Annotated in this window: 16 protein-coding genes; 6 read left to right on the top strand and 10 right to left on the bottom strand. The window is 60.0% G+C overall.

All coding sequences use genetic code 11. The annotated features are described in order from the left end of the window. Positions 1-487 precede the first annotated feature (487 nt). The 3 genes from rpsT to mutM form a co-directional block, all read right to left on the bottom strand. Positions 488-751 (bottom strand): 30S ribosomal protein S20, encoded by a 264-nt coding sequence (gene rpsT / locus GAL_RS18195; protein WP_024099013.1) that lies wholly within the window; start codon positions 749-751, stop codon positions 488-490. A gap of 287 nt (positions 752-1,038) precedes the next feature. Next, a complete protein-coding gene (locus GAL_RS18190; RefSeq protein ID WP_014876529.1) occupies positions 1,039-1,815 on the bottom strand; it encodes an enoyl-CoA hydratase in 777 nt (258 codons plus the stop codon). 64 nt (positions 1,816-1,879) lie between these two features. Further along, positions 1,880-2,731: a bifunctional DNA-formamidopyrimidine glycosylase/DNA-(apurinic or apyrimidinic site) lyase gene (mutM, locus tag GAL_RS18185; protein ID WP_024099011.1), complete on the bottom strand. Its 852-nt coding sequence runs from the start codon at positions 2,729-2,731 to the stop codon at positions 1,880-1,882. A 105-nt stretch (positions 2,732-2,836) separates the two neighbouring features. Between mutM and ubiE the strand changes: the two genes are divergently transcribed. After that, a complete protein-coding gene (gene ubiE / locus GAL_RS18180; protein ID WP_024099010.1) occupies positions 2,837-3,589 on the top strand; it encodes a bifunctional demethylmenaquinone methyltransferase/2-methoxy-6-polyprenyl-1,4-benzoquinol methylase UbiE in 753 nt (250 codons plus the stop codon). A 3-nt stretch (positions 3,590-3,592) separates the two neighbouring features. Further along, positions 3,593-5,128: a 2-polyprenylphenol 6-hydroxylase gene (ubiB, locus tag GAL_RS18175; RefSeq protein ID WP_024099009.1), complete on the top strand. Its 1,536-nt coding sequence runs from the start codon at positions 3,593-3,595 to the stop codon at positions 5,126-5,128. Between the two features lie 5 nt (positions 5,129-5,133). On the opposite strand, the gene GAL_RS18170 is transcribed toward ubiB, so the two are convergent. Both GAL_RS18170 and GAL_RS18165 read right to left on the bottom strand, forming a co-directional pair. Continuing rightward, positions 5,134-6,528 carry a lytic murein transglycosylase gene (locus GAL_RS18170; protein ID WP_024099008.1) on the bottom strand — a complete coding sequence of 465 codons (1,395 nt, stop codon included), beginning with the start codon at positions 6,526-6,528 and terminating at the stop codon, positions 5,134-5,136. Positions 6,529-6,638: 110 nt separating this feature from the next. Further along, the gene (locus GAL_RS18165) at positions 6,639-7,373 is read right to left on the bottom strand and encodes a helix-turn-helix transcriptional regulator (protein WP_024099007.1); all 735 of its coding nucleotides are present in this window, start codon (positions 7,371-7,373) and stop codon (positions 6,639-6,641) included. Between the two features lie 88 nt (positions 7,374-7,461). On the opposite strand from GAL_RS18165, the gene GAL_RS18160 reads away from it, so the two are divergent. Beyond that, positions 7,462-7,908 carry a DUF1801 domain-containing protein gene (locus GAL_RS18160; RefSeq protein ID WP_024099006.1) on the top strand — a complete coding sequence of 149 codons (447 nt, stop codon included), beginning with the start codon at positions 7,462-7,464 and terminating at the stop codon, positions 7,906-7,908. Between the two features lie 7 nt (positions 7,909-7,915). Here GAL_RS18160 and rnr read toward each other — a convergent pair whose 3' ends face one another. Both rnr and dapE read right to left on the bottom strand, forming a co-directional pair. Next, on the bottom strand, positions 7,916-10,186 hold the full coding sequence (gene rnr / locus GAL_RS18155) for a ribonuclease R (RefSeq protein WP_024099005.1): 2,271 nt from the start codon (positions 10,184-10,186) through the stop codon (positions 7,916-7,918). A gap of 101 nt (positions 10,187-10,287) precedes the next feature. Continuing rightward, entirely contained in the window at positions 10,288-11,445 is a 1,158-nt protein-coding gene (gene dapE / locus GAL_RS18150) for a succinyl-diaminopimelate desuccinylase (RefSeq protein ID WP_024099004.1), read from the bottom strand. Positions 11,446-11,855: 410 nt separating this feature from the next. Between dapE and GAL_RS18145 the strand changes: the two genes are divergently transcribed. The 3 genes from GAL_RS18145 (at position 11,856) to GAL_RS18135 (ending at position 15,682) form a co-directional block, all read left to right on the top strand. Further along, positions 11,856-13,433, top strand: coding sequence for a Hint domain-containing protein (locus GAL_RS18145; protein WP_024099003.1), 1,578 nt, complete (start codon positions 11,856-11,858; stop codon positions 13,431-13,433). A gap of 8 nt (positions 13,434-13,441) precedes the next feature. Next, entirely contained in the window at positions 13,442-14,551 is a 1,110-nt protein-coding gene (locus GAL_RS18140) for a Hint domain-containing protein (RefSeq protein WP_244462793.1), read from the top strand. 75 nt (positions 14,552-14,626) lie between these two features. After that, positions 14,627-15,682, top strand: coding sequence for a transporter substrate-binding domain-containing protein (locus GAL_RS18135; protein ID WP_014876518.1), 1,056 nt, complete (start codon positions 14,627-14,629; stop codon positions 15,680-15,682). Positions 15,683-15,751: 69 nt separating this feature from the next. Here the strand turns inward: GAL_RS18135 and GAL_RS18130 are convergent, their stop codons facing one another. From GAL_RS18130 to GAL_RS18120, 3 genes are all read right to left on the bottom strand, one after another. Continuing rightward, the gene (locus GAL_RS18130; RefSeq protein WP_024099000.1) at positions 15,752-16,099 is read right to left on the bottom strand and encodes a hypothetical protein; all 348 of its coding nucleotides are present in this window, start codon (positions 16,097-16,099) and stop codon (positions 15,752-15,754) included. A 72-nt stretch (positions 16,100-16,171) separates the two neighbouring features. Continuing rightward, on the bottom strand, positions 16,172-16,873 hold the full coding sequence (locus GAL_RS18125) for a GntR family transcriptional regulator (protein ID WP_024098999.1): 702 nt from the start codon (positions 16,871-16,873) through the stop codon (positions 16,172-16,174). Between the two features lie 82 nt (positions 16,874-16,955). Next, entirely contained in the window at positions 16,956-18,323 is a 1,368-nt protein-coding gene (locus tag GAL_RS18120) for a formimidoylglutamate deiminase (RefSeq protein ID WP_024098998.1), read from the bottom strand. Positions 18,324-18,330 lie beyond the last annotated feature (7 nt).

Below are 18,330 nucleotides of genomic sequence, written 5' to 3'. Positions count from 1 at the left end.
GTACTGTCTCCGCAGATGGAGCAGCACTGCCTTGCAGAAGGCAAAGTCGGGATCGCGTATAGTCGACCGGCCAACAGATTTTCGGCGGTCGAATAAACGAACCAAATACATACACAATTGGAACAGGCCTGCCGTCTGGATGACTCCAAAAACACAGCAGGAGCGTGGTGCACGGAGCATTGAAATGCCTGTGCACCAGCGCAATCAGCGCCCTTGAGTCCCATCAAGGATGCTATAGCAGCCTGTCCCCCCAGCGAGTGAATCGCTGTAACAGTGGTAGCAATTCGGAGGGGGTCGCAGCAATGAAACTATGATGTTGACTCAGGGATTGGTGACAAAGAATCTCCTGCGTCCGTCGAGGTCGCACAAGCTGTGACCAAAATGCAAAAGGCGCCGCTGAACGCGACGCCTTTCTATTTTTTACGGCTTGTCGGGGAAGCGCTCAGCGCGGGTGCGATGGAATCAGCAAGCCCCGGTAGGTCCCGATTTAGCCCAGCGCTTTGACGCGGGCGGTCAGGCGGGAGATTTTCCGCGCTGCAGTGTTTTTGTGGTAAACGCCTTTGGTGACGCCACGCATCAGCTCGGGCTGAGCGGCACGAACAGCTGCGGCTGCCGCGTCTTTATCGCCGGATGCGATGGCTTCTTCAGCTTTACGCAGGAAGGTACGAATGCGCGAACGACGGGCTTTGTTGACAGCAAAGCGTTTCTCGTTCTGACGGGCGCGCTTTTTTGCCTGAGGCGAATTTGCCATGGTGTAGGACCTAACTTTGGTTTCGTGTTTTAAATAGGCGCAATGCCAGCCGAACCCGGATCCGATCCACCGGTGTGATTCTAGCCAAGCGGGCTGCACGCGCATGTATGGCGGCGGGTAGTAACGTCAAACCCCGAGGAATGCAAGCCATGACGGAGCTGATCGCCCTTCCCGGTTCCAGCACGCTGCCACAGCCCCAACGAGAAACGGGCAGACGCCAGCGCCTGCCCGTTTCAAATCTCGAAAAGAGACGCCGCAGATTGCGTCGTCACAGCCCGTTAACAGGCTTACTTGTCGCGGAACTGAGCTTCGCGCTTTTCCAGGAAGGCGGCCATGCCCTCTTTCTGATCTTCGGTGGCGAACATTGAGTGGAACACCCGGCGTTCGAACAGCAGCCCTTCGCTCAGCGGCAACTCATAGCTGCGATTCACGGTTTCTTTCACCGCCATCGCTGTCAGCAAGGATTTCTCGGCAATTTTATGCGCCGCTGCGGTGGCTTCATCCAACAATTTCTTGGCGGGCACCACGCGAGACACCAGCCCTGCGCGCTCAGCCTCTTCAGCCGTCATGAAGCGTCCGGTCAGGTTCATGTCCATGGATTTCGACTTCCCGACAAAGCGGGTCAGGCGCTGGGTCCCGCCGATACCAGCGATCACGCCAAGATTGATCTCCGGCTGGCCGAATTTGGCGGTATCCGCAGCAATGATGAAATCGCAAAGCATCGCCAGCTCACATCCGCCGCCAAGCGCGTAGCCTGCCACGGCTGCAATGATAGGCTTGCGGATCGCGCTGACGCGGTCATTCACACCGGCAAACAGATTGGTTGAGAACACTTCGGTAAAGCTCTTTTCCGACATCTCCTTGATATCGGCTCCTGCGGCGAAGGCTTTCTCGGACCCGGTCAGGATGATGCAGCGCACCTTGTCACTGGCATCCGCCTCTTCCAGGGCGGTGCAAAGCTCACTCAAAAGCTCGGAATTGAGCGCGTTCAACGCTTCGGGCCGGTTCAGTTTAATTTGGCAAACGTGGTCCTGCACTTCGACGTTGATCGTCTCATAGGCCATGGTAGTCGCTTTCGGTTGTTCCGTTCAGGGAAGAGTCATTATCACGCGACACATCGCATTCAAGCTATCTTTGGCATTTGCCACAGTAGAAGGAAGAGCGCCCCGATTGGGTGATTCGACCCACCGTGCCGTCACACCCCGTCCGTCGGCAGGGTTCTCCCTCACGGCCATAGACATCAAAACTGTGCTGGAAATATCCAAGTTCTCCATCGGCTTGGCGGAAATCCTTCAGTGATGATCCACCCGCCTTTATGGCGTCCGTCAGCACGTCCTTGATGATCGGAACCAAGGCCCCGACCCGCTGCGCGGCGATCTGCCCCGCCTTGCGCTTGGGCGATATTCCCGCACGGAAGAGCGCTTCGCAGACATAGATATTGCCAAGACCCGCGATGATTCCCTGATCCAGAAGCGCCGATTTCACCGGCGTATTGCGCCCCTTGAAGGCCGCGATCAGGTGGTCTTCGTGAAAGCTGTTGCCAAGCGGTTCCGGCCCCAGAACCGCCAATAGCTTGTGCTGATCCGCAGTGGCGGTCTCCAGCAGGTCCATGGCACCAAACCTGCGTGGATCGTTGAAGATGATCCGCGCACCATTGTCCATATCAAACACCACATGGTCGTGTTTCTGCGCCTGCGGGTGATCATGGACGAACTGACCCAGAGGATCACCAGACACAGTCATACGCCCCGACATGCCAAGATGCACCAGCAGCGTCTCGCCGCTGTCCAGATCAGCCAAGATGTATTTGGAGCGCCGCCGCAGCGCGGTGACACGGCGCCCGGTCAGTCGTTCGGCCATGCGCTCGGGAAAGGGCCAGCGCAGATCTGGTCGATTGACGGCAGCCTTTTCGATCACCGCCCCCTCCATTGCGGGGGACAATCCGCGGCGCACCGTCTCGACCTCGGGCAATTCTGGCATTACATCCCTCCTGACACATTGCACCAACATGGGGCCGAAGGGCCGCATTGTACCGCCCTCTCAGCGCCCTATAACTGGGGCGACTCATAACAAACGGCAAGCCGCATGACCCAGAGATCTGAAGATACCACCCATTTCGGGTTCGAAACCGTGCCCGAGTCAGAAAAGGCGGGGCGCGTGCAGGGCGTATTCAACTCAGTCGCGTCAAAATACGACGTGATGAATGATGTCATGAGCATGGGCATCCACCGGATCTGGAAAGATGCGATGATGGACTGGCTGTCACCGCGCCCCGGTCAACGCCTTCTGGATGTGGCCGGAGGTACCGGCGATATCTCGTTCCGGTTCCTGAAGCGCGCAGGCTATGGCCATTCCACTGTGCTCGATCTGACCGCGCCAATGCTGGAAGAGGGCCGCAAACGGGCTGAGGCCGCGCAGATGGCCGACAGTCTGGACTGGGTCACCGGTGATGCCATGGCGCTGCCGTTCAAGGATAACACCTTTGATGTCTACACCATCTCCTTTGGCATTCGGAATGTCACCCGCCCTCAGGAAGCACTGAATGAGGCTTACCGGGTGCTGAAACCCGGCGGTCGGCTGATGGTGCTGGAATTCAGCCAGCTGCCAAACCCGGCAATGCAGAAGGCCTATGACCTGTATTCCTTCAACGTGATTCCCCGCATGGGTCAGATGATCGCGAACGATTATGACAGCTATCAATATCTGGTCGAATCGATCCGCAATTTCCCGGATCAGGACACATTCCTGTCGATGCTGCGTGAGGCCGGGTTTGCCAACGCCAAATATCGCAACCTGTCGCTGGGCATCGCGGCGCTGCACTCTGGCTGGAAGATCTGAACCATGCGTGGCCCTCACAATATTATCCGCCTGATCCGCACAGGCGCCACATTCGAGCGCACGGGCGCCATGAATGTCGTACTGGATGCGTTTGAAGCGCCAAAACCCCTGCGCATTCTGGCCCGCACCCTTGGCTGGCCCTTCAAATGGCTGGGGTATAAGGGCGATCCGACGATGCCACCGGCCACCCGCGCGCTGACCGCACTGGGGCCTGCCTACATCAAATTCGGGCAGGTCTTGTCCACCCGGCCCGATGTGGTTGGTGATGATCTGGCGGTACAATTGCGGGTACTACAGGATAAGCTGCCCCCGTTTTCCCGGGCCGAAGCCATGGCCCAGGTCGAGCAGGAACTCGGACAGCCGGTTGATCAAATCTATTCCGAGTTCAGCGAACCCATTGCCGCAGCGTCTATCGCGCAGGTGCATCGCGCACGGCTGAGGGACACCGGCCAAGAGGTTGCCGTGAAAGTGCTGCGCCCCGGCATCGAACGCGCCTTCCGCAAGGATGTGGACGCGTTCTATTTTGCCGCGCGGATTGCTGATCTGTTTGCCCCCGGCGCACGGCGTCTGAAGCCGATGGATGTGATCAAGCATTTCGATGGCGTTGTGCAGGGCGAATTGGATCTGCGGTTGGAAAGCGCCGCCGCCTCCGAGTTTGCCGCCAATACCAAGAATGACGAAGGTTTTCAGCTGCCTCAGATTCTGTGGAACCACTCGGCCCGCCGCGTGATGACACTCGGCTGGGCCGACGGGCTGCCGCTTGGTGACAATGCCGCGCTGGATGCCGCCGGGCATGACCGTCGGGTGTTGGCGGAGCGTGTACTCTCATTGTTTCTACGCCATGCGCTGCGCGATGGTTATTTCCATGCGGACATGCATCAGGGCAACCTGAAAGTCGCAGCCAATGGTGATATTATCGCCTATGACTTCGGCATCATGGGGCATATCGATGAATACACCCGCCGGGTCTACGCCGAGATTCTCTTTGGTTTCATCAAACGGGACTACAAGCGTGTCGCCGAGGTTCATTTTGAGGCCGGATATGTGCCTGCCGACCGCGATGTCGATGAATTTGCCCGCGCCCTGCGCGCGGTGGGGGAACCGATCTTTGGCATGGACGCCACCCATATCTCCATGGGGCGGTTGCTCAACTATCTGTTTGAAGTGACCGAGCGTTTTGGCATGGAAACCCGGACCGAGTTGATCCTGCTGCAACGCACCATGGTAGTGGTGGAAGGTGTGGCGCGGTCACTGGACCCCCATATCAACATCTGGGATTCGGCCCGCCCCGTGGTTGAAGACTACATCAAGAAATCCATTGGTCCCCGGGCCGTCGTCAATGACTTGATGAGCACGGCCAAGGTGATGGCCCGTTTTGGCCCCCGCCTGCCCGCGCTTGTCGAACAGGCGTTGATTGCCCAGATTCATGAAACCGATGACCGCAACCGTCGATCCGGAAAGACTGGCTGGATGCTGCCGGGGCTCTGCGGCCTGGGGCTGGGTCTGGCGATTGCTTTTGCTGCAGCCGCTTTTAGCTAGGCGCGTCAGCGCAGGCGGTTCAAAACTGAAAGCGACGGGTAGCCGTCCGGGGTCAGCCCCATGGCCAGTTGATATGCGCGCAGGGCGGCGCGGGTTTTTGGCCCGATCCGTCCGTCTGCACCGCCGGTACCATAGCCCGCACCAGTCAGCCGCTGCTGCAGTTCGCGCCGTTCTTTGTAGGTAAGAGGGCGGCTGTTCTGCGGCCAGCTGGCGCGGATCGGCCCGGTGCCACGCAACCGGTCGCTCAGGTGCCCCACGCCAATCACATAGGCATCCGCTGCATTGTACCGCTCAATCACGGCGAAGTTTCGATAGACGATGAACGCAGCCCCCTGCGCACCGGCGGGCAGCAGCAAGGCGCCCTTGCCATGATCAGGAAGGACACCGCCATCGGCGCTGGTCACTCCCAGCTGCCGCCAGGCCTGCGCGGATTTGGTGATTTTACGATCCGCCAGCGCGTAGTTAAACCCGGCCGGCAGCCGTACTTCCAGTCCCCAGGGTTGGCCTTTGACCCAGCCGAAACGCTTCAGATAGGCGGCGGTTGATGCCAGCGCATCAGTGGGATCGTCGGACCAGATATCGCGTTTGCCATCCCCGGTGAAATCCACCGCATAGGCCAAGTAGGAGGTCGGCATGAATTGCGTATGCCCCATGGCCCCGGCCCAGCTGCCGGTCATCGCCTCCGGCGTCACGTCACCCGCCTGAAGGATCTGCAAGGCTGCGATCAGCTGGCTTTCAAAAAACGCAGCGCGCCGCCCGTCAAAGGCCAGCGTCGCCAGCGACCGGATGATATCGCGCTCCCCCCGAAAAGTGCCGTAGTTGCTCTCCATGCCCCAGACAGCCGCGACGACCTCCTTGTCGACGCCATATGTGGCTTCGATGCGGGCCAACGCCTGCGCGTGCTCACGCAGGGCAGCCTGTCCGTTTTCAATGCGCGCGTCAGAGACTGCACGCTCAAGATAGGTCCAGATCGGGGTTACGAACTCCGATTGGTTGCCGTCACGCTGCACGATCCTCGGATCAAACTCCACACCAGCGAACGCCCGGTCCAGAGTGGCCTGCGACAGTCCTTCGGCCCGTGCGCGGGCGCGGAACTTGGCGATCCAACCCTCAAAGGCGCGCTGCGTGGCGGGGGAGGCGCGAGGCTCCTCAGGCGTGGGATTCTGTTGCGCCGGACGTATCCGTGGCCGCAATGGGGTAGCTGCCACGCCTGATGGCGTCGCAGGGCGGGCCGTTGGGCGCAAGGACACCTGCGGCGGTTGCGATGCCGCAATCTCCACCAGTGGGCCAGCGGCTGTCGGCAAGGGGCTGGCTGCAACGCTGGCATCGGTCGCCACAAGGGCCGCAACCATTGCTGCTGTCAGGACTATGTGCCTGCGGGCGCCAAGATCATACTGCATCTTACACCTCATTTTTATCTGCTCTGCCTCAGTCTACCCGTATCCCTGCCTCGCTCAAAGCAGTGGCGCGCCGATGTGCGGAGGCTTGCCGACGTATCAGAAGCACCGCGCTACCCCTCGGGCGCATCAGGCTCCACGTCGGCCTGCGGCGCGCAGGCTGCACGGTCGGCGCGCATCTGAGCCAGCGCATCCCGCAGCATTGGCACCCGATGAGGGCGAAAGCTGACGTCTGTGGCCTCAAACCCCGCAATCCGGTCAACGCGAAATACCCGCACGTCATCTCGCAATCCGCACCAGGCAATCAGCACGGTGGAACGATCAAAATAGACCAAACCAAGGGGCTTGACCTGTCGCTGGGTGACGGCGCCTTTGGCATCGCAATAGTCCAGCCGCACCTCAACCTCATCCCATGTCGCGCGGCGCAGGTCGGCCAGGGCGATCCCCGGCGGTTGTGGACGCTGAAACCGATAGGCAGACAACACCGCATGCCGCAGCCGATGAGCCTGACGATTGGGCAGCCGCGCCTGCAGCTTGCGCAAGGCATCGGCGGCGGCATCGGCCAGTTCAGGATCACCAATCTGCTGCACCTCACGGAGGCCAAGAACCAGCGCCTCCAGCTCAGTGTCGCGAAACCCCATGGGCGGCAGCGCATTATCCTCAATCAGTGTGAAACCATAGCCTGCCTCGCCGTCGATAATTGCCCCCATCTCACGCAGGGTAGCGATATCGCGGTGCACACTTCGGGCAGAAATACCAAGGTCCTGCGCCAGTTTAGCGGCGGTGTGAGGGCCACCGCCCTGACGCAGCAACTGCATAACCTGAAAAAGACGATGAGATCGGGACATGGCCCCATCATCCCTACCCCTGATGACAGTTTCTGTCATCAGAAACCGCTAAAACAGGATAACTCATCTTCCAAGGAGCCAGACCGGTATGACCCGCCCCTTTGCTAGCGCTGAAATTTCTACCGTTTTTGATCAGGCGCCGCCGGGCACGCGGGAAGGCCTGTTGCGATTGCGCACGCTGATCTTTGATGTGGCTGAAAGCGATCCGGATGTCGGGCCGGTCACGGAGACCCTAAAATGGGGGCAGCCCTCCTATGTCGCGGCGCGTGCCGGGCTAGGCACCCCACTGCGTCTGGGCCGGTCCAATCAGGCGCGATTTGCATTGTTGGTTCACTGCCAAAGCCGGGTGATCGACAATTTTGCCAGTCGTTTTCCGGCTTGGGACAGATTTGACGGAACCCGTGGCGTGCTGTTCAACCGTGTCGAAGAGGTGGAGCCTCTGCGACACGGTTGGCTGATCCGTCACGCCTTAACCTATCGCAAATCCAAGGTGACTGCTGGCCGGGCCCGTAGGGACGCGGACCGGTTCAACTAAGGCCTGTTCAGCTGCGGCGTTTGCGCTCCACCTTACGCTTGATCTTACTGCGCTTGGCCTTCGCCTTGGCGGATTTGCGTTTCACGGATCGACCCGCCGGGCTGCGCCGCCCGCCACCGCCGCCCGCTGGCATCGGCTTATCCTCGATCGACAGCAATTCCAGTTCCAGCCCTCCGGTCACCGGAGTGGCCTGTGCCAGACGCACCTTCACCCGCTGGCCAATCGCGATGATCAGGCCGGTATCGGCACCCATCAGGGTCCCGGCCTCGGCATCGAAATGGAAAAACTCCCGCCCGATAGAGCGCACTGGCACCAGACCATCGGCCCCGGTTTCATCCAGTTTCACAAAGGCGCCAAACCGGGCAATACCGCTGATACGGCCTTCGAACTCATTGCCGACCCGTTCCGAAAGATAGGCGGCAAGATAGCGATCTGTGGTATCCCGTTCTGCCATCATAGACCGGCGTTCGGTCTCTGAGATATGGGTGGCCGTCTGCTCCAGCCGTTCGATCTCGGCATTGTCCAACCCGTCATCACCCCAACCATGAGCGGCAATCAAGGCACGGTGTACGATCAGGTCGGCATAGCGGCGGATGGGTGAGGTGAAATGCGCATAATTGCGCAGAGCCAGACCGAAATGGCCGAAGTTCTCCGGCGCATAATAGGCCTGCTGCATGGATCGCAGGGTGGAGATATTGATCAGCTCCGCATCATCGGTCCCGGCGGCACCATTCAGCAGCGCATTCAGGTGGCGGGTCTGCAAGACCTGCCCTTTCGCCAACGAAAGACCGGCGGCGCGAGCGGTCTCACGCAACGCTTCCAGCTTCTCCGGTGCCGGTTCCTCATGCACGCGGAACAACAAGGGCGTGCGCTTCTTGATCAGGGTTTCCGCGGCTGCCACATTGGCCAGTACCATGAATTCTTCAATCAGCTTATGCGCGTCCAGCCGGTCGCGGAAATTCACCGAAACGACTGTGCCCTTCTCATCCAGAACGATTTTGCGTTCCGGCAGGTCCAGATCCAGCGGCTGGCGCTCTGCCCGGGCTTTGACCAATGCGGCATAGGCGGCGTAGAGCGGCTTGATCACAGGCTCCAGGAAGGGGCCTGTGCGATCAGTTGGCGCGCCATCCATCGCCTCTTGCACCTCAGCGTAGTGCAGCGATGCTGCCGACCGCATCAACCCCCGCACAAAGCGATGAGCGATCTTGTTGCCATCTGCATCGATTTGCATCCGCACCGCAACGCAGGCCCGCGGCACCCCTTCGTGCAGGCTGCAAAGATCACCCGACAACCGGTCCGGCAGCATGGGCACAACCCGATCCGGGAAATAGCTTGAATTGCCACGCTTGCGCGCCTCGCGGTCCAGCGCTGACCCCGGCTGCACATAGGCGGCGACATCGGCAATCGCGACCCAGATGACATGGCCACCCGGGTTCTTGGGATCGTCATCGGCATGAGCATAGCAAGCGTCGTCATGATCGCGCGCATCCGCAGGGTCGATGGTGATCAACGGCAGATCTCGCAGATCTTCGCGTCCCTTCAGACCCATCGGTTTGGCGGCATCAGCCTCGGCGATGACCTCATCCGGGAAATGGTCAGGGATACCATGCTGATGAATCGCAATCAGCGATACCGCCTTGGGCGCGGATGGATCACCCAGCCGCTCCACCACGCGGGCGCGCGGCAGGCCAAGGCGCGATTTCGGTCCGGCCTGTTCCGCCTCCACCAGCTCACCATCGCGCGCACCATGGGTGGCGTTTTCCGCAACGGCCCATTCCGTGGAGGCCGATTTGTCGATGGGCACAATACGCCCGCCTTCGTCCCGCTTGCGGAAGATCCCGATCACCCGACGCGGATTGGTCCCAATGCGACGGATCAGCCGCGCCTCATAATGGTAATCGGCATCCTGAACCACGGTCAGCCGAGCTAGTATGCGATCCCCCTCGCCCAGCGCGGGGTCTGATGCACGCGGCATCACCAGCACAATTGGCTCCACGCCTTCGCCGTGCCATTCCAGCGGCCGTGCAAAAAGATCGCCATCGCCATCCGGCGCTTTGATCTGCAGAACGCTGACCGGAGGCAGGCGCTCCGGGTCGCGATAGGTCTTCTTGCGCTTCTCCAGATGACCTTCGGCCTCAAGCTCTTTGAGGATCCGCTTCAAGTCGATCCTGTCGGAGCCCTTGATGCCGAAAGCTTTGGCGATGTCGCGTTTGGAGGTATGGGTCGGATGGGCTGCGATCCAGTCGAGGATCTCGGCCTTGGAAGGAATACGGGTCATATGCCTGAGCTACCACGCCCAGCCCCCAAGGTCATCGTGAAAAGCGCGCCGCAGACGTCATTGCAAAGGCGCGCCCGTGAAGATGTCAGCCCCTGTGTTGGTCAGCTTTGGGCAAAATAGTCCCTCAGGATGCGACCGTAGATCGATTTCAGCTGATGTATCTGAGCAATCTCCACCCGTTCATCCACCTGATGCATGGCTTTGCCAACCAGGCCGATTTCGACAACCGGGCAGTGGTTTTTGACAAACCGCGCGTCCGAGGTGCCGCCAGTGGTGGACAGCTCAGGTTTGCGGCCAGTCTCGGCCTCGACTGCAGCGCTGACAAGATCGGACAGCGGCCCCGGCGGGGTGATGAAACTCTCGCCGGAGATTTTGATCTCAACCCCGATATCAACATCGAAATCCTTTGCGACACGCGCCGCTTCTGCGCGCAGCCAATCGCTGAGCTCCGCGCCAGTATGGGCATCGTTGAAGCGGATATTGACCGTGGACCGCGCCTGCGCCGGGATGACATTGGTCGCCGGGTTGCCGGTATCGATGGTCACCACCGCAAGGGTCGAGGCATCAAAATGATCCGTGCCCTGATCCAACTCGTGGCTGGCAAGGCGATCCATCAGGCGAACCATGGCATTGAGCGGGTTCTTGGCGCGATGGGGGTAGGCCGAATGGCCCTGAACACCGGTGACTGTGAACCATGCGGACAGCGACCCTCGGCGCCCGATCTTGATCATCTCCCCCATCTCATTGGGGCAGGTCGGCTCTCCCACCAGACAGACCGACATTTGCTCGCCCTCGCGGTCCATGTGGTCCAGCAACGCGGTAGTGCCATCGATGGCATCACCTTCTTCATCTCCGGTGATGGTCAGGATGATAGCCCCATCGGGCGGCGTGGTCTGGACCAGATCAATAGCCGCAGCGACAAAGGCGGCAACGCCGGATTTCATGTCCGTCGCCCCTCGCCCATAGAGAAAGCCATCTTTCTCCTCCGCACCAAAAGGGTCAACGGTCCAGGCGGCGGTGTCACCAACCGGCACCACATCGGTATGACCGTTGAAGCCCATGGTGCGCGGATGCCCCTTGTCACCCCAACGGGCGATCAGATTGCTGACCTCACCGCGATCCACACGGGTACAGGCAAAACCAGCCGCACTCAGCACCTTGTCCAGCAGGACCAGCGCTCCGCCCTCCTCCGGTGTGACAGACGCACAGCGGATCAGATCAGCGGTCAACTGTTGCGGGTCGAGTGGCGAATGCGTCATTTGGATCCTCCGATTATGGGCCGCGAGTCTCTGGCCCTGATCTGCGACCACTGGCTACCCCGGTTCGGGCCATGGTGCAAACCTCCACTCCAGGGCTGATCCCACAAGCCCCCCGCTGCGCGTCTACCTAAGGAGCAAGGCGCCAGCTTGTGGCGCAAATGCCGCGCAGGCCTGCATTGTTCCGCCGTCACCCTTTGGTCAACCAGACAAGACACCAGTGAAAGTGTTAACAAAAAGCTAACATACGACTCGAGGCAGAGTAGTCATGCTGGGGATCCACCGTAATAGCGGGGCCACAGCGCAGATCAAACATCGCGCAGCCCCGGCAGGGCCGCGTGACCGGCAACCGCTGGTATGATGTCGTGATCTGCCACATATGCTGCCTCATCGTACAGAGGTGAGACAGAGCAATGGTTGCAGCATCCGAGCTGACATATAACATCAACGCGACTGCGGAGCAGATGGCAGAGACCATCTTTGGCGATAGTGTGCAGGTGGTAAACGCCAGCTATACCGGCGATACACGCGCCTCGGCGATTTATTCCGACGGCGATACGATCGCGCCCGGTGCGACGCCTTCCGACACTGGCATCATCCTGTCCACAGGCCAAGCGAGCGCCTATACCAACTCAACCGGTGAGGCCAATCAGTCCAGCAATCAGACCACTGCCAGCAACGGCCCTAACGGAGATCCGGCGTTCAACACAGCAGCGGGCACGCGGACATTCGACGCCTCTTATCTGGATGTCACGTTTGTGCCCAATGGGTCGGTCATGACGATGCAGTTCGTCTTTGCCTCTGAGGAGTACCCTGAGTACCAAGACTCAGTATTTCAGGATTTCGTCGGTGTCTGGGTCAATGGACAGATGGTGAATCTGGAGATCGGCAATGGCGACGCTGATCCCGGCAATGTGAACTCCAGCAATAATTCCAACATCTACCTCGACAACGCCAACGACGATTACAACACCGAAATGGACGGTCTGACCGTCACCATGACGTTGACCATGCAGGTCGATCCCGGTGTGGAAAACACCATACGGATCGGCATCGCCGATGTGTCAGACGGCAGCTACGACAGTAACCTGCTGATCGCTGCCGACTCCGCGCAGACCGAGGTGATCGCGGAAACCGACACTGTCCGCGTCGATGCCAACGGATCGCGGGTGGTCAATGTACTGGCCAATGATACCAACGACTCCGCAACTGCACTGACCATCACACATATTAACGGCACCGCGGTTGTTGCTGGAGATGTAATCACGCTGGGAACCGGTCAGCAGGTCCAGCTTAATGCAAATGGCACATTAACCTTGATCGGGGATGGCGATGTAGAAGACTTCGCCTTCACCTATACCGCTAGCAATGGCACCAACAGCGATGTTGGCTATGTGGAGGCAACCAGCATCCCTTGTTTCGTGGCCGGCAGTCGCCTGCTGACAGACCGGGGGCTGGTCCCCGTCGAAGTCCTGCAACCCGGTGATCTCGTCATGACCCGTGATGATGGCTTGCAACCCCTGCGCTGGATTGGCTCGCGGCGGGTACAAGCGCAGGGGCGTTTTGCACCGATCCGAATCAAGGCCGGTGCGCTTGGTGAGCATGACGACCTCTGGGTGTCGCCACAGCACCGCATATTGCTAAGCAACGGGATGGCCGAAATGCTGTTTGGCGCGCATGAAGTGCTGGTCGCCGCCAAAGATCTGGTCAACGACCGGTCGATAACGCGCAAGCCCGGTGGGGAGGTCACTTATGTCCATGTGCTGTTCGATGATCATCAGCTGGTCGTCAGTGAAGGTTTAGTGACCGAGAGCTTCCAGCCTGGTCCACAAACCAGTCGGCAGTTCGACCAAGACGTTCTTGACGAACTGCAAGCGCTGTTCCCGGACCTCGACCCCCGCACCGGCGAGGGCTACGGCCCGGCAGCCCGCCCCAGCCTGCGCAGCTATGAGGCGCGCCTGCTGTCCGCCACGCTTGACGTGCTGATATGATGGGTTGGATGGCGGCACGTAGTATTGACCGGAAGGGGATCGCACTGGCGACACCCCAGAACAGCCGCTGCCCCGACGACGCCCTGATGACGCAGGGCAGCCTCTGTCTGGATTTATCCCTGGATGAGGCACGCCCAAGCGGTGATCTGCTGCTGCTGGAGCGAACAATGAAGGATCCGGAGGGCTGGCCCCTCTTGCTGCGCCTTCGGCGACACCTGGGCCGCGGCATAACCCTGACCCTTTGCCAGCCGGGCTGCGAATTAGAGCACCGGATCATTGCCGACACCGCTCTTAGCAACGAAAGCGATGCAGCGCGGCTGATCTATTCCTGGAACAGCCTCTTGCGCTGGGGGCGGTTGGCGCTGATGACAGGCTCGGGCGGAAACATCGCGACCGTGGACATTTCATCGCCTCCACCATTACGGGTGCGGGACACAAAAACACTACTGTCGCAGTTGCCAGCGACGGCAGAGGCCTGCGGGCTGCGGGCCGTTTCACTGAACTCAGATATTGTGCCGGTAACGCCGCTTGCGGGGCTGGTCCCGCAGACCAAGATTGCCACACCAGAGGGAGAGAAATCTCTGGGATTACTGCAACGCGGAGATCTGGTGCTGACGCCAGAGGGTGATGCCGTGCCCGTTCTGCATCGTATCGACCGCCGCGTCCCAGCCATTGGTCACGATGCCCCCATGCGTCTGCGGTCGCCATTCTTTGGGCTGACAGAGGATCTTTTGCTGGCGCCGCAACAACGGTTGGTGATCTCCGGCACAGATGTGGATTACCTCTTTGGTCGCCCGGATGTGCGCCTGACAGCGGAGATGCTTCAGGGAACTGCCGTGGCCGCGCCGGCACCGATTGAGCTGTACGGCAGGCCTGACGGCCCTTGCCCGTTGATTGAACTGACCCAACTGATACTGCCACGTCATCAGCGCTTCATTGCAGCGGGCACGGCCGTCGAAAGCCTGTATTTGGGTCGCCTGCGGAGAAAGCGCAGCGCCTATGAGGCCAGCGCGCTGTCCCATCTGGATCGCAATACGCTCCCCGAACATGCCATGGATCCGGCCCCGTTGCTGCGCAGCTTTGATGCCGCAGTTTTGGCAGAACGGCGCATCGCCTGACCGCGACACTTGCCTGAGGCTTTGGGACATTCTAAGGACAAAACGAATGATGTCTCATGGGGTCCTATCGTTCCGTTGCGCCGCTTTTTTGCTCCTTTTGTCCTGATCTACCTGCTGTGGGGCCTGGCGGCGACTGCCGAGACCCTGACCGTCAGCACCGTAACGCGGCCTCCATTTTCGATGATGGAAGGGGACCGTGAGACCGGGTTCTCCATTGATCTGGTGCGCAGCCTGACCGACCGGTTGGGTTGGGACTATCAGCTCGTCCGCACCGATACCTTTGGCGAAATGCTGGAAATGGTGCGCAAGGGTGAGGTTGATATGGCGGCAGCCAATATCTCTATCACCGCAGCGCGCGAAACCGATATGGATTTCAGCCACCCCATCTTTGAGAGTGGTCTACGGATCATGGTAGCGGCGGCTGATGTGCGTTCACCCTCGCTGATCCGCGTGCTGTTCTCCGCCGATCTGATGATTGCTATCGCGATTGCGGTCGTCTTGCTGATGGGGGGAGGCATGCTGATGTGGGGGCTGGAGCGGCGCGCACAGCCTTACTTCGACCGTCCCCTGAAAGAGGCTTGGTTCCCGTCGTTCTGGTGGGCTCTGAACCTCGTCGTCAACGGCGGGTTTGAGGAGCGGGTTCCGCGCACGCCGATCGGGCGGATCTTTGGCGTGATTCTTGTCGTGTCCTCACTGTTTGTGGTGTCCCTCTTCGTCGCCAAGATCACTGCGGTCATGACGGTGGAGGCCATCAGCGGATCTATCAACTCTGTCAATGACCTCTATGACAAGGACGTCGGCACCCTCGCAGAGTCGACGGCCGCCCGCTTCCTCGAGCGGCGTGATATCAGCTACCGCGGGTTCTCGGATCTGGCCTCACTGCTGAGCGATTTTGAAAGCGGCAATACACGGGTTGTGGTGTTCGATGCCCCCGTGCTGGATCACTATATGGAAGATAGCGGTCGCCTGCATGGGCGCGCGGTCGGTCAGGTGTTCCTGCGAGAAGACTATGGCCTGTTGTTGCCGGACGGCTCACCGCACCTGGAAGAGATCAACCGCGCCCTGCTGGCTTTGCGCGAAAACGGGGAATACGGCGATATCTATCGAAAATGGTTTGGTAAAGCGCCCTGACCAATCATGCATGACCAAGGTGGCCTGCTCCAAAGCCGCCCTATATCAGGGACGCCAAAGGCCCGCCCGTCAGTGCAGAGTTGCAGGCCCGTCCTCAAAGAACGGCGTCATCTGCGCAACAATCACCGAATTCTCGTCCAGCGCCCGCTGCATCAGCTCGCGCTCTTCATCCGAGATGTCTTGATCCTCGGCCTCACGGTCAGCCAAAGTTCCGTAGCCGGTGACATCCAGCGGCGCGGTATCGGCCTGCTTCAGGATAGCGACGGTTTCACGCACGGCCTCAGCCTCATCAACGCCGGAAGCGTAGATCATCAGGGCTGCACCAGTGGCCCCTTCGGGAAGGCCATCACCTTCCTTGCGCCCGATTTGCACCACAAGCGTGTAGACCTGCTGACGGGAGATTTTCTTTTTTTCCATGCGCTCGCCATATCCCTGTGACGGGGGTTTGGTCAATACAAGCCAATCGACCGCACACCGCAAAGCGACCGGTCAGTAACGGCTGCGCATCTGATAGCCTGGATGGAAACTCATCCTCACAAAGGTCACCGGCTGCGCCTGAAACCACGTTGTGCGTTCCATCTGAAACAACGGTGTCGCAATCGGGCAAGCAAGGTATTCGGCAAGCGCCGCATCAGCAGCAATTGCTCCGAAGCTGAGTTCCGCCGTCGAAAACGGCACCTCGGCCAATAGCCATTCATTAGGTCCAACGGTACTGAAGTCAGCCTCAGCAACGCCGGGCACAGCGGCAATGTTGATCCAGCGATCTTCGAACTGAAATGGCTGATTGTCACCGTAGTGCATCGCGCGGATATGTAGCACAGGAGTATCCGTTGCCAGCTGAAGCTGCGACGCCAGCCACCCTGGAGCCGGAATCTCCTCCCGGTGCACCAGCGCATAGCGGTAGATGGCGTTGCGATCTTCAACCAGTTGGCGGGTCAGAGTAATCTCGAGTTTGGCTTGTTTCACGGGTAACACTGCCACCCGTGTGCCGCTTTTGCGCTTGCGATCAATGATGCCGCGGTCGGCCAGTTCGCGCAGAGCGCGATTTACCGTGGCGCGGGCGCAGCCAAATTCTTCTGCAAGCTCCTGCTCGGTTGGCAACAGATCACCCTGCGCCCAGACCCGGTCCTGAATGCGTTGCAACACCTCATCACGGACATCCTGAAAGCCAATCTTGGTCCGTTCTGTCATGTGCCTGCCCCTTCTTGCGCCCTGCTCAACCGCTGCCACAGGCCATACTGTGCCGCAACCCCATGTGTCCCAATCCCACCTGTCAAAGCGCGCTAAGCAGCGCAGCCATGGCAGAGGTATAGCGGGCGATGATCTGGTCACGATTCGCGTGGCGCCCGCCAGTCACTACGTGGCGTCCCGCCGACCAGACATCTCGGATCACGGAATCGTCGGCAGCAAAACACAGCCCATCCAGCAATTGATCCGGGCGCAATGCGCAGAGTGTGACGTCAGTGGTGTCAAAGGCCATCAGATCCGCCAGCGCCCCAACCTCAAGTCGGCCGGCGTCACGACCCAGAGCCTGAGCGCCGCCGCTGGCAGCACCAAGATAGAGAGCCGCGCCGACCGATCCCTCCCCCGGCACCATCACATTGCGGGCGAGATCACGCAGTCGTTGAGAATATTCCAGCAGCCGCAGTTCCTCGCTGAGGGAAATTCTGACATTCGAGTCTGACCCCACACCAAAGCGACCGCCACTGTTCTGGAACAGCGCGCCATTAAACGGACCGTCGCCCAGATTTGCCTCGGTGATCGGACAAAGCCCAGCCACCGCGCCACTGCGCGCCAGATCATGGGTTTCCTGCTCCGTCATATGAGTGGCGTGGATGAGGCACCAATCGGTGTCCACCGCACAGTTGTTCAACAACCATTGCACCGGTCGCTCTCCCAGCCATCCGCTGATATCTGCGACCTCCTGCGGCTGTTCAGCGATGTGGATATGAACCGGGCTTCCCGCGCGCAAAGTGAGCACCTCGGCCAGTTCCTCCGGCGCGGTCGCACGCAATGAATGGGGCGCTATGCCGACCCGCGCATCCGGTGGCAAATGCTTACCCGCAGCGGAGCGACAGTCGGACAGAAGATCTGCGTAGCGCCCCACATCATTGCCAAATCGTTGCTGTCCACCGCTCAAAGGGACCTGCCCCGCTCCGCCGTAGGTATACAGCACCGGCAGATGAGTCAGTCCGATTCCGGTCAAATCCGCCGCTGCAAACACGCGATTGCTCAGCTCTCCCAGCGCCTCATAGGGCTGACCACCCGGCTGGTGATGCACATAGTGGAATTCCCCGACCGACGCATAGCCTGCTTCCAGCATCTCCATGAAAACAAGCGCCGCAATCGCCTCGTACTGCTCAGGCGTCAGGTGATCAACGAATTGATACATCAGCTTGCGCCAGGACCAGAAGCTGTCCCGGCCTGACACGCGGGTTTCGGTCATTCCGGCCATCGCCCGCTGGAAACTGTGAGAATGCAGATTGGCCAATGCCGGAACCAATGCCCCGACCCGATGGTCCTGCGGCTGCACAGCCGCACCGGGCTCAAGCGTTGTGATCTTTCCTGCCTCAATCGTGAGGCGCAGATCGGTGACCCAGCCCTGAGGCATCCGCGCGTGATGTGCAAAAATTGTCTGCATCAGATCC

This window comes from Phaeobacter gallaeciensis DSM 26640, from assembly GCF_000511385.1.
Lineage (GTDB): Bacteria > Pseudomonadota > Alphaproteobacteria > Rhodobacterales > Rhodobacteraceae > Phaeobacter > Phaeobacter gallaeciensis.
This window is presented reverse-complemented; position numbering and strand designations above follow the sequence as displayed.

Bases quoted from the DNA above. Each gene is read 5' to 3' on its own strand.
- rpsT (WP_024099013.1), bottom strand. From the start codon at position 751: ATGGCAAATTCGCCTCAGGCAAAAAAGCGCGCCCGTCAGAACGAGAAA.
- GAL_RS18190 (WP_014876529.1), bottom strand. From the start codon at position 1,815: ATGGCCTATGAGACGATCAACGTCGAAGTGCAGGACCACGTTTGCCAA.
- mutM (WP_024099011.1), bottom strand. From the start codon at position 2,731: ATGCCAGAATTGCCCGAGGTCGAGACGGTGCGCCGCGGATTGTCCCCC.
- ubiE (WP_024099010.1), top strand. From the start codon at position 2,837: ATGACCCAGAGATCTGAAGATACCACCCATTTCGGGTTCGAAACCGTG.
- ubiB (WP_024099009.1), top strand. From the start codon at position 3,593: ATGCGTGGCCCTCACAATATTATCCGCCTGATCCGCACAGGCGCCACA.
- GAL_RS18170 (WP_024099008.1), bottom strand. From the start codon at position 6,528: ATGCAGTATGATCTTGGCGCCCGCAGGCACATAGTCCTGACAGCAGCA.
- GAL_RS18165 (WP_024099007.1), bottom strand. From the start codon at position 7,373: ATGTCCCGATCTCATCGTCTTTTTCAGGTTATGCAGTTGCTGCGTCAG.
- GAL_RS18160 (WP_024099006.1), top strand. From the start codon at position 7,462: ATGACCCGCCCCTTTGCTAGCGCTGAAATTTCTACCGTTTTTGATCAG.
- rnr (WP_024099005.1), bottom strand. From the start codon at position 10,186: ATGACCCGTATTCCTTCCAAGGCCGAGATCCTCGACTGGATCGCAGCC.
- dapE (WP_024099004.1), bottom strand. From the start codon at position 11,445: ATGACGCATTCGCCACTCGACCCGCAACAGTTGACCGCTGATCTGATC.
- GAL_RS18145 (WP_024099003.1), top strand. From the start codon at position 11,856: ATGGTTGCAGCATCCGAGCTGACATATAACATCAACGCGACTGCGGAG.
- GAL_RS18140 (WP_244462793.1), top strand. From the start codon at position 13,442: ATGGCGGCACGTAGTATTGACCGGAAGGGGATCGCACTGGCGACACCC.
- GAL_RS18130 (WP_024099000.1), bottom strand. From the start codon at position 16,099: ATGGAAAAAAAGAAAATCTCCCGTCAGCAGGTCTACACGCTTGTGGTG.
- GAL_RS18125 (WP_024098999.1), bottom strand. From the start codon at position 16,873: ATGACAGAACGGACCAAGATTGGCTTTCAGGATGTCCGTGATGAGGTG.
- GAL_RS18120 (WP_024098998.1), bottom strand. From the start codon at position 18,323: ATGCAGACAATTTTTGCACATCACGCGCGGATGCCTCAGGGCTGGGTC.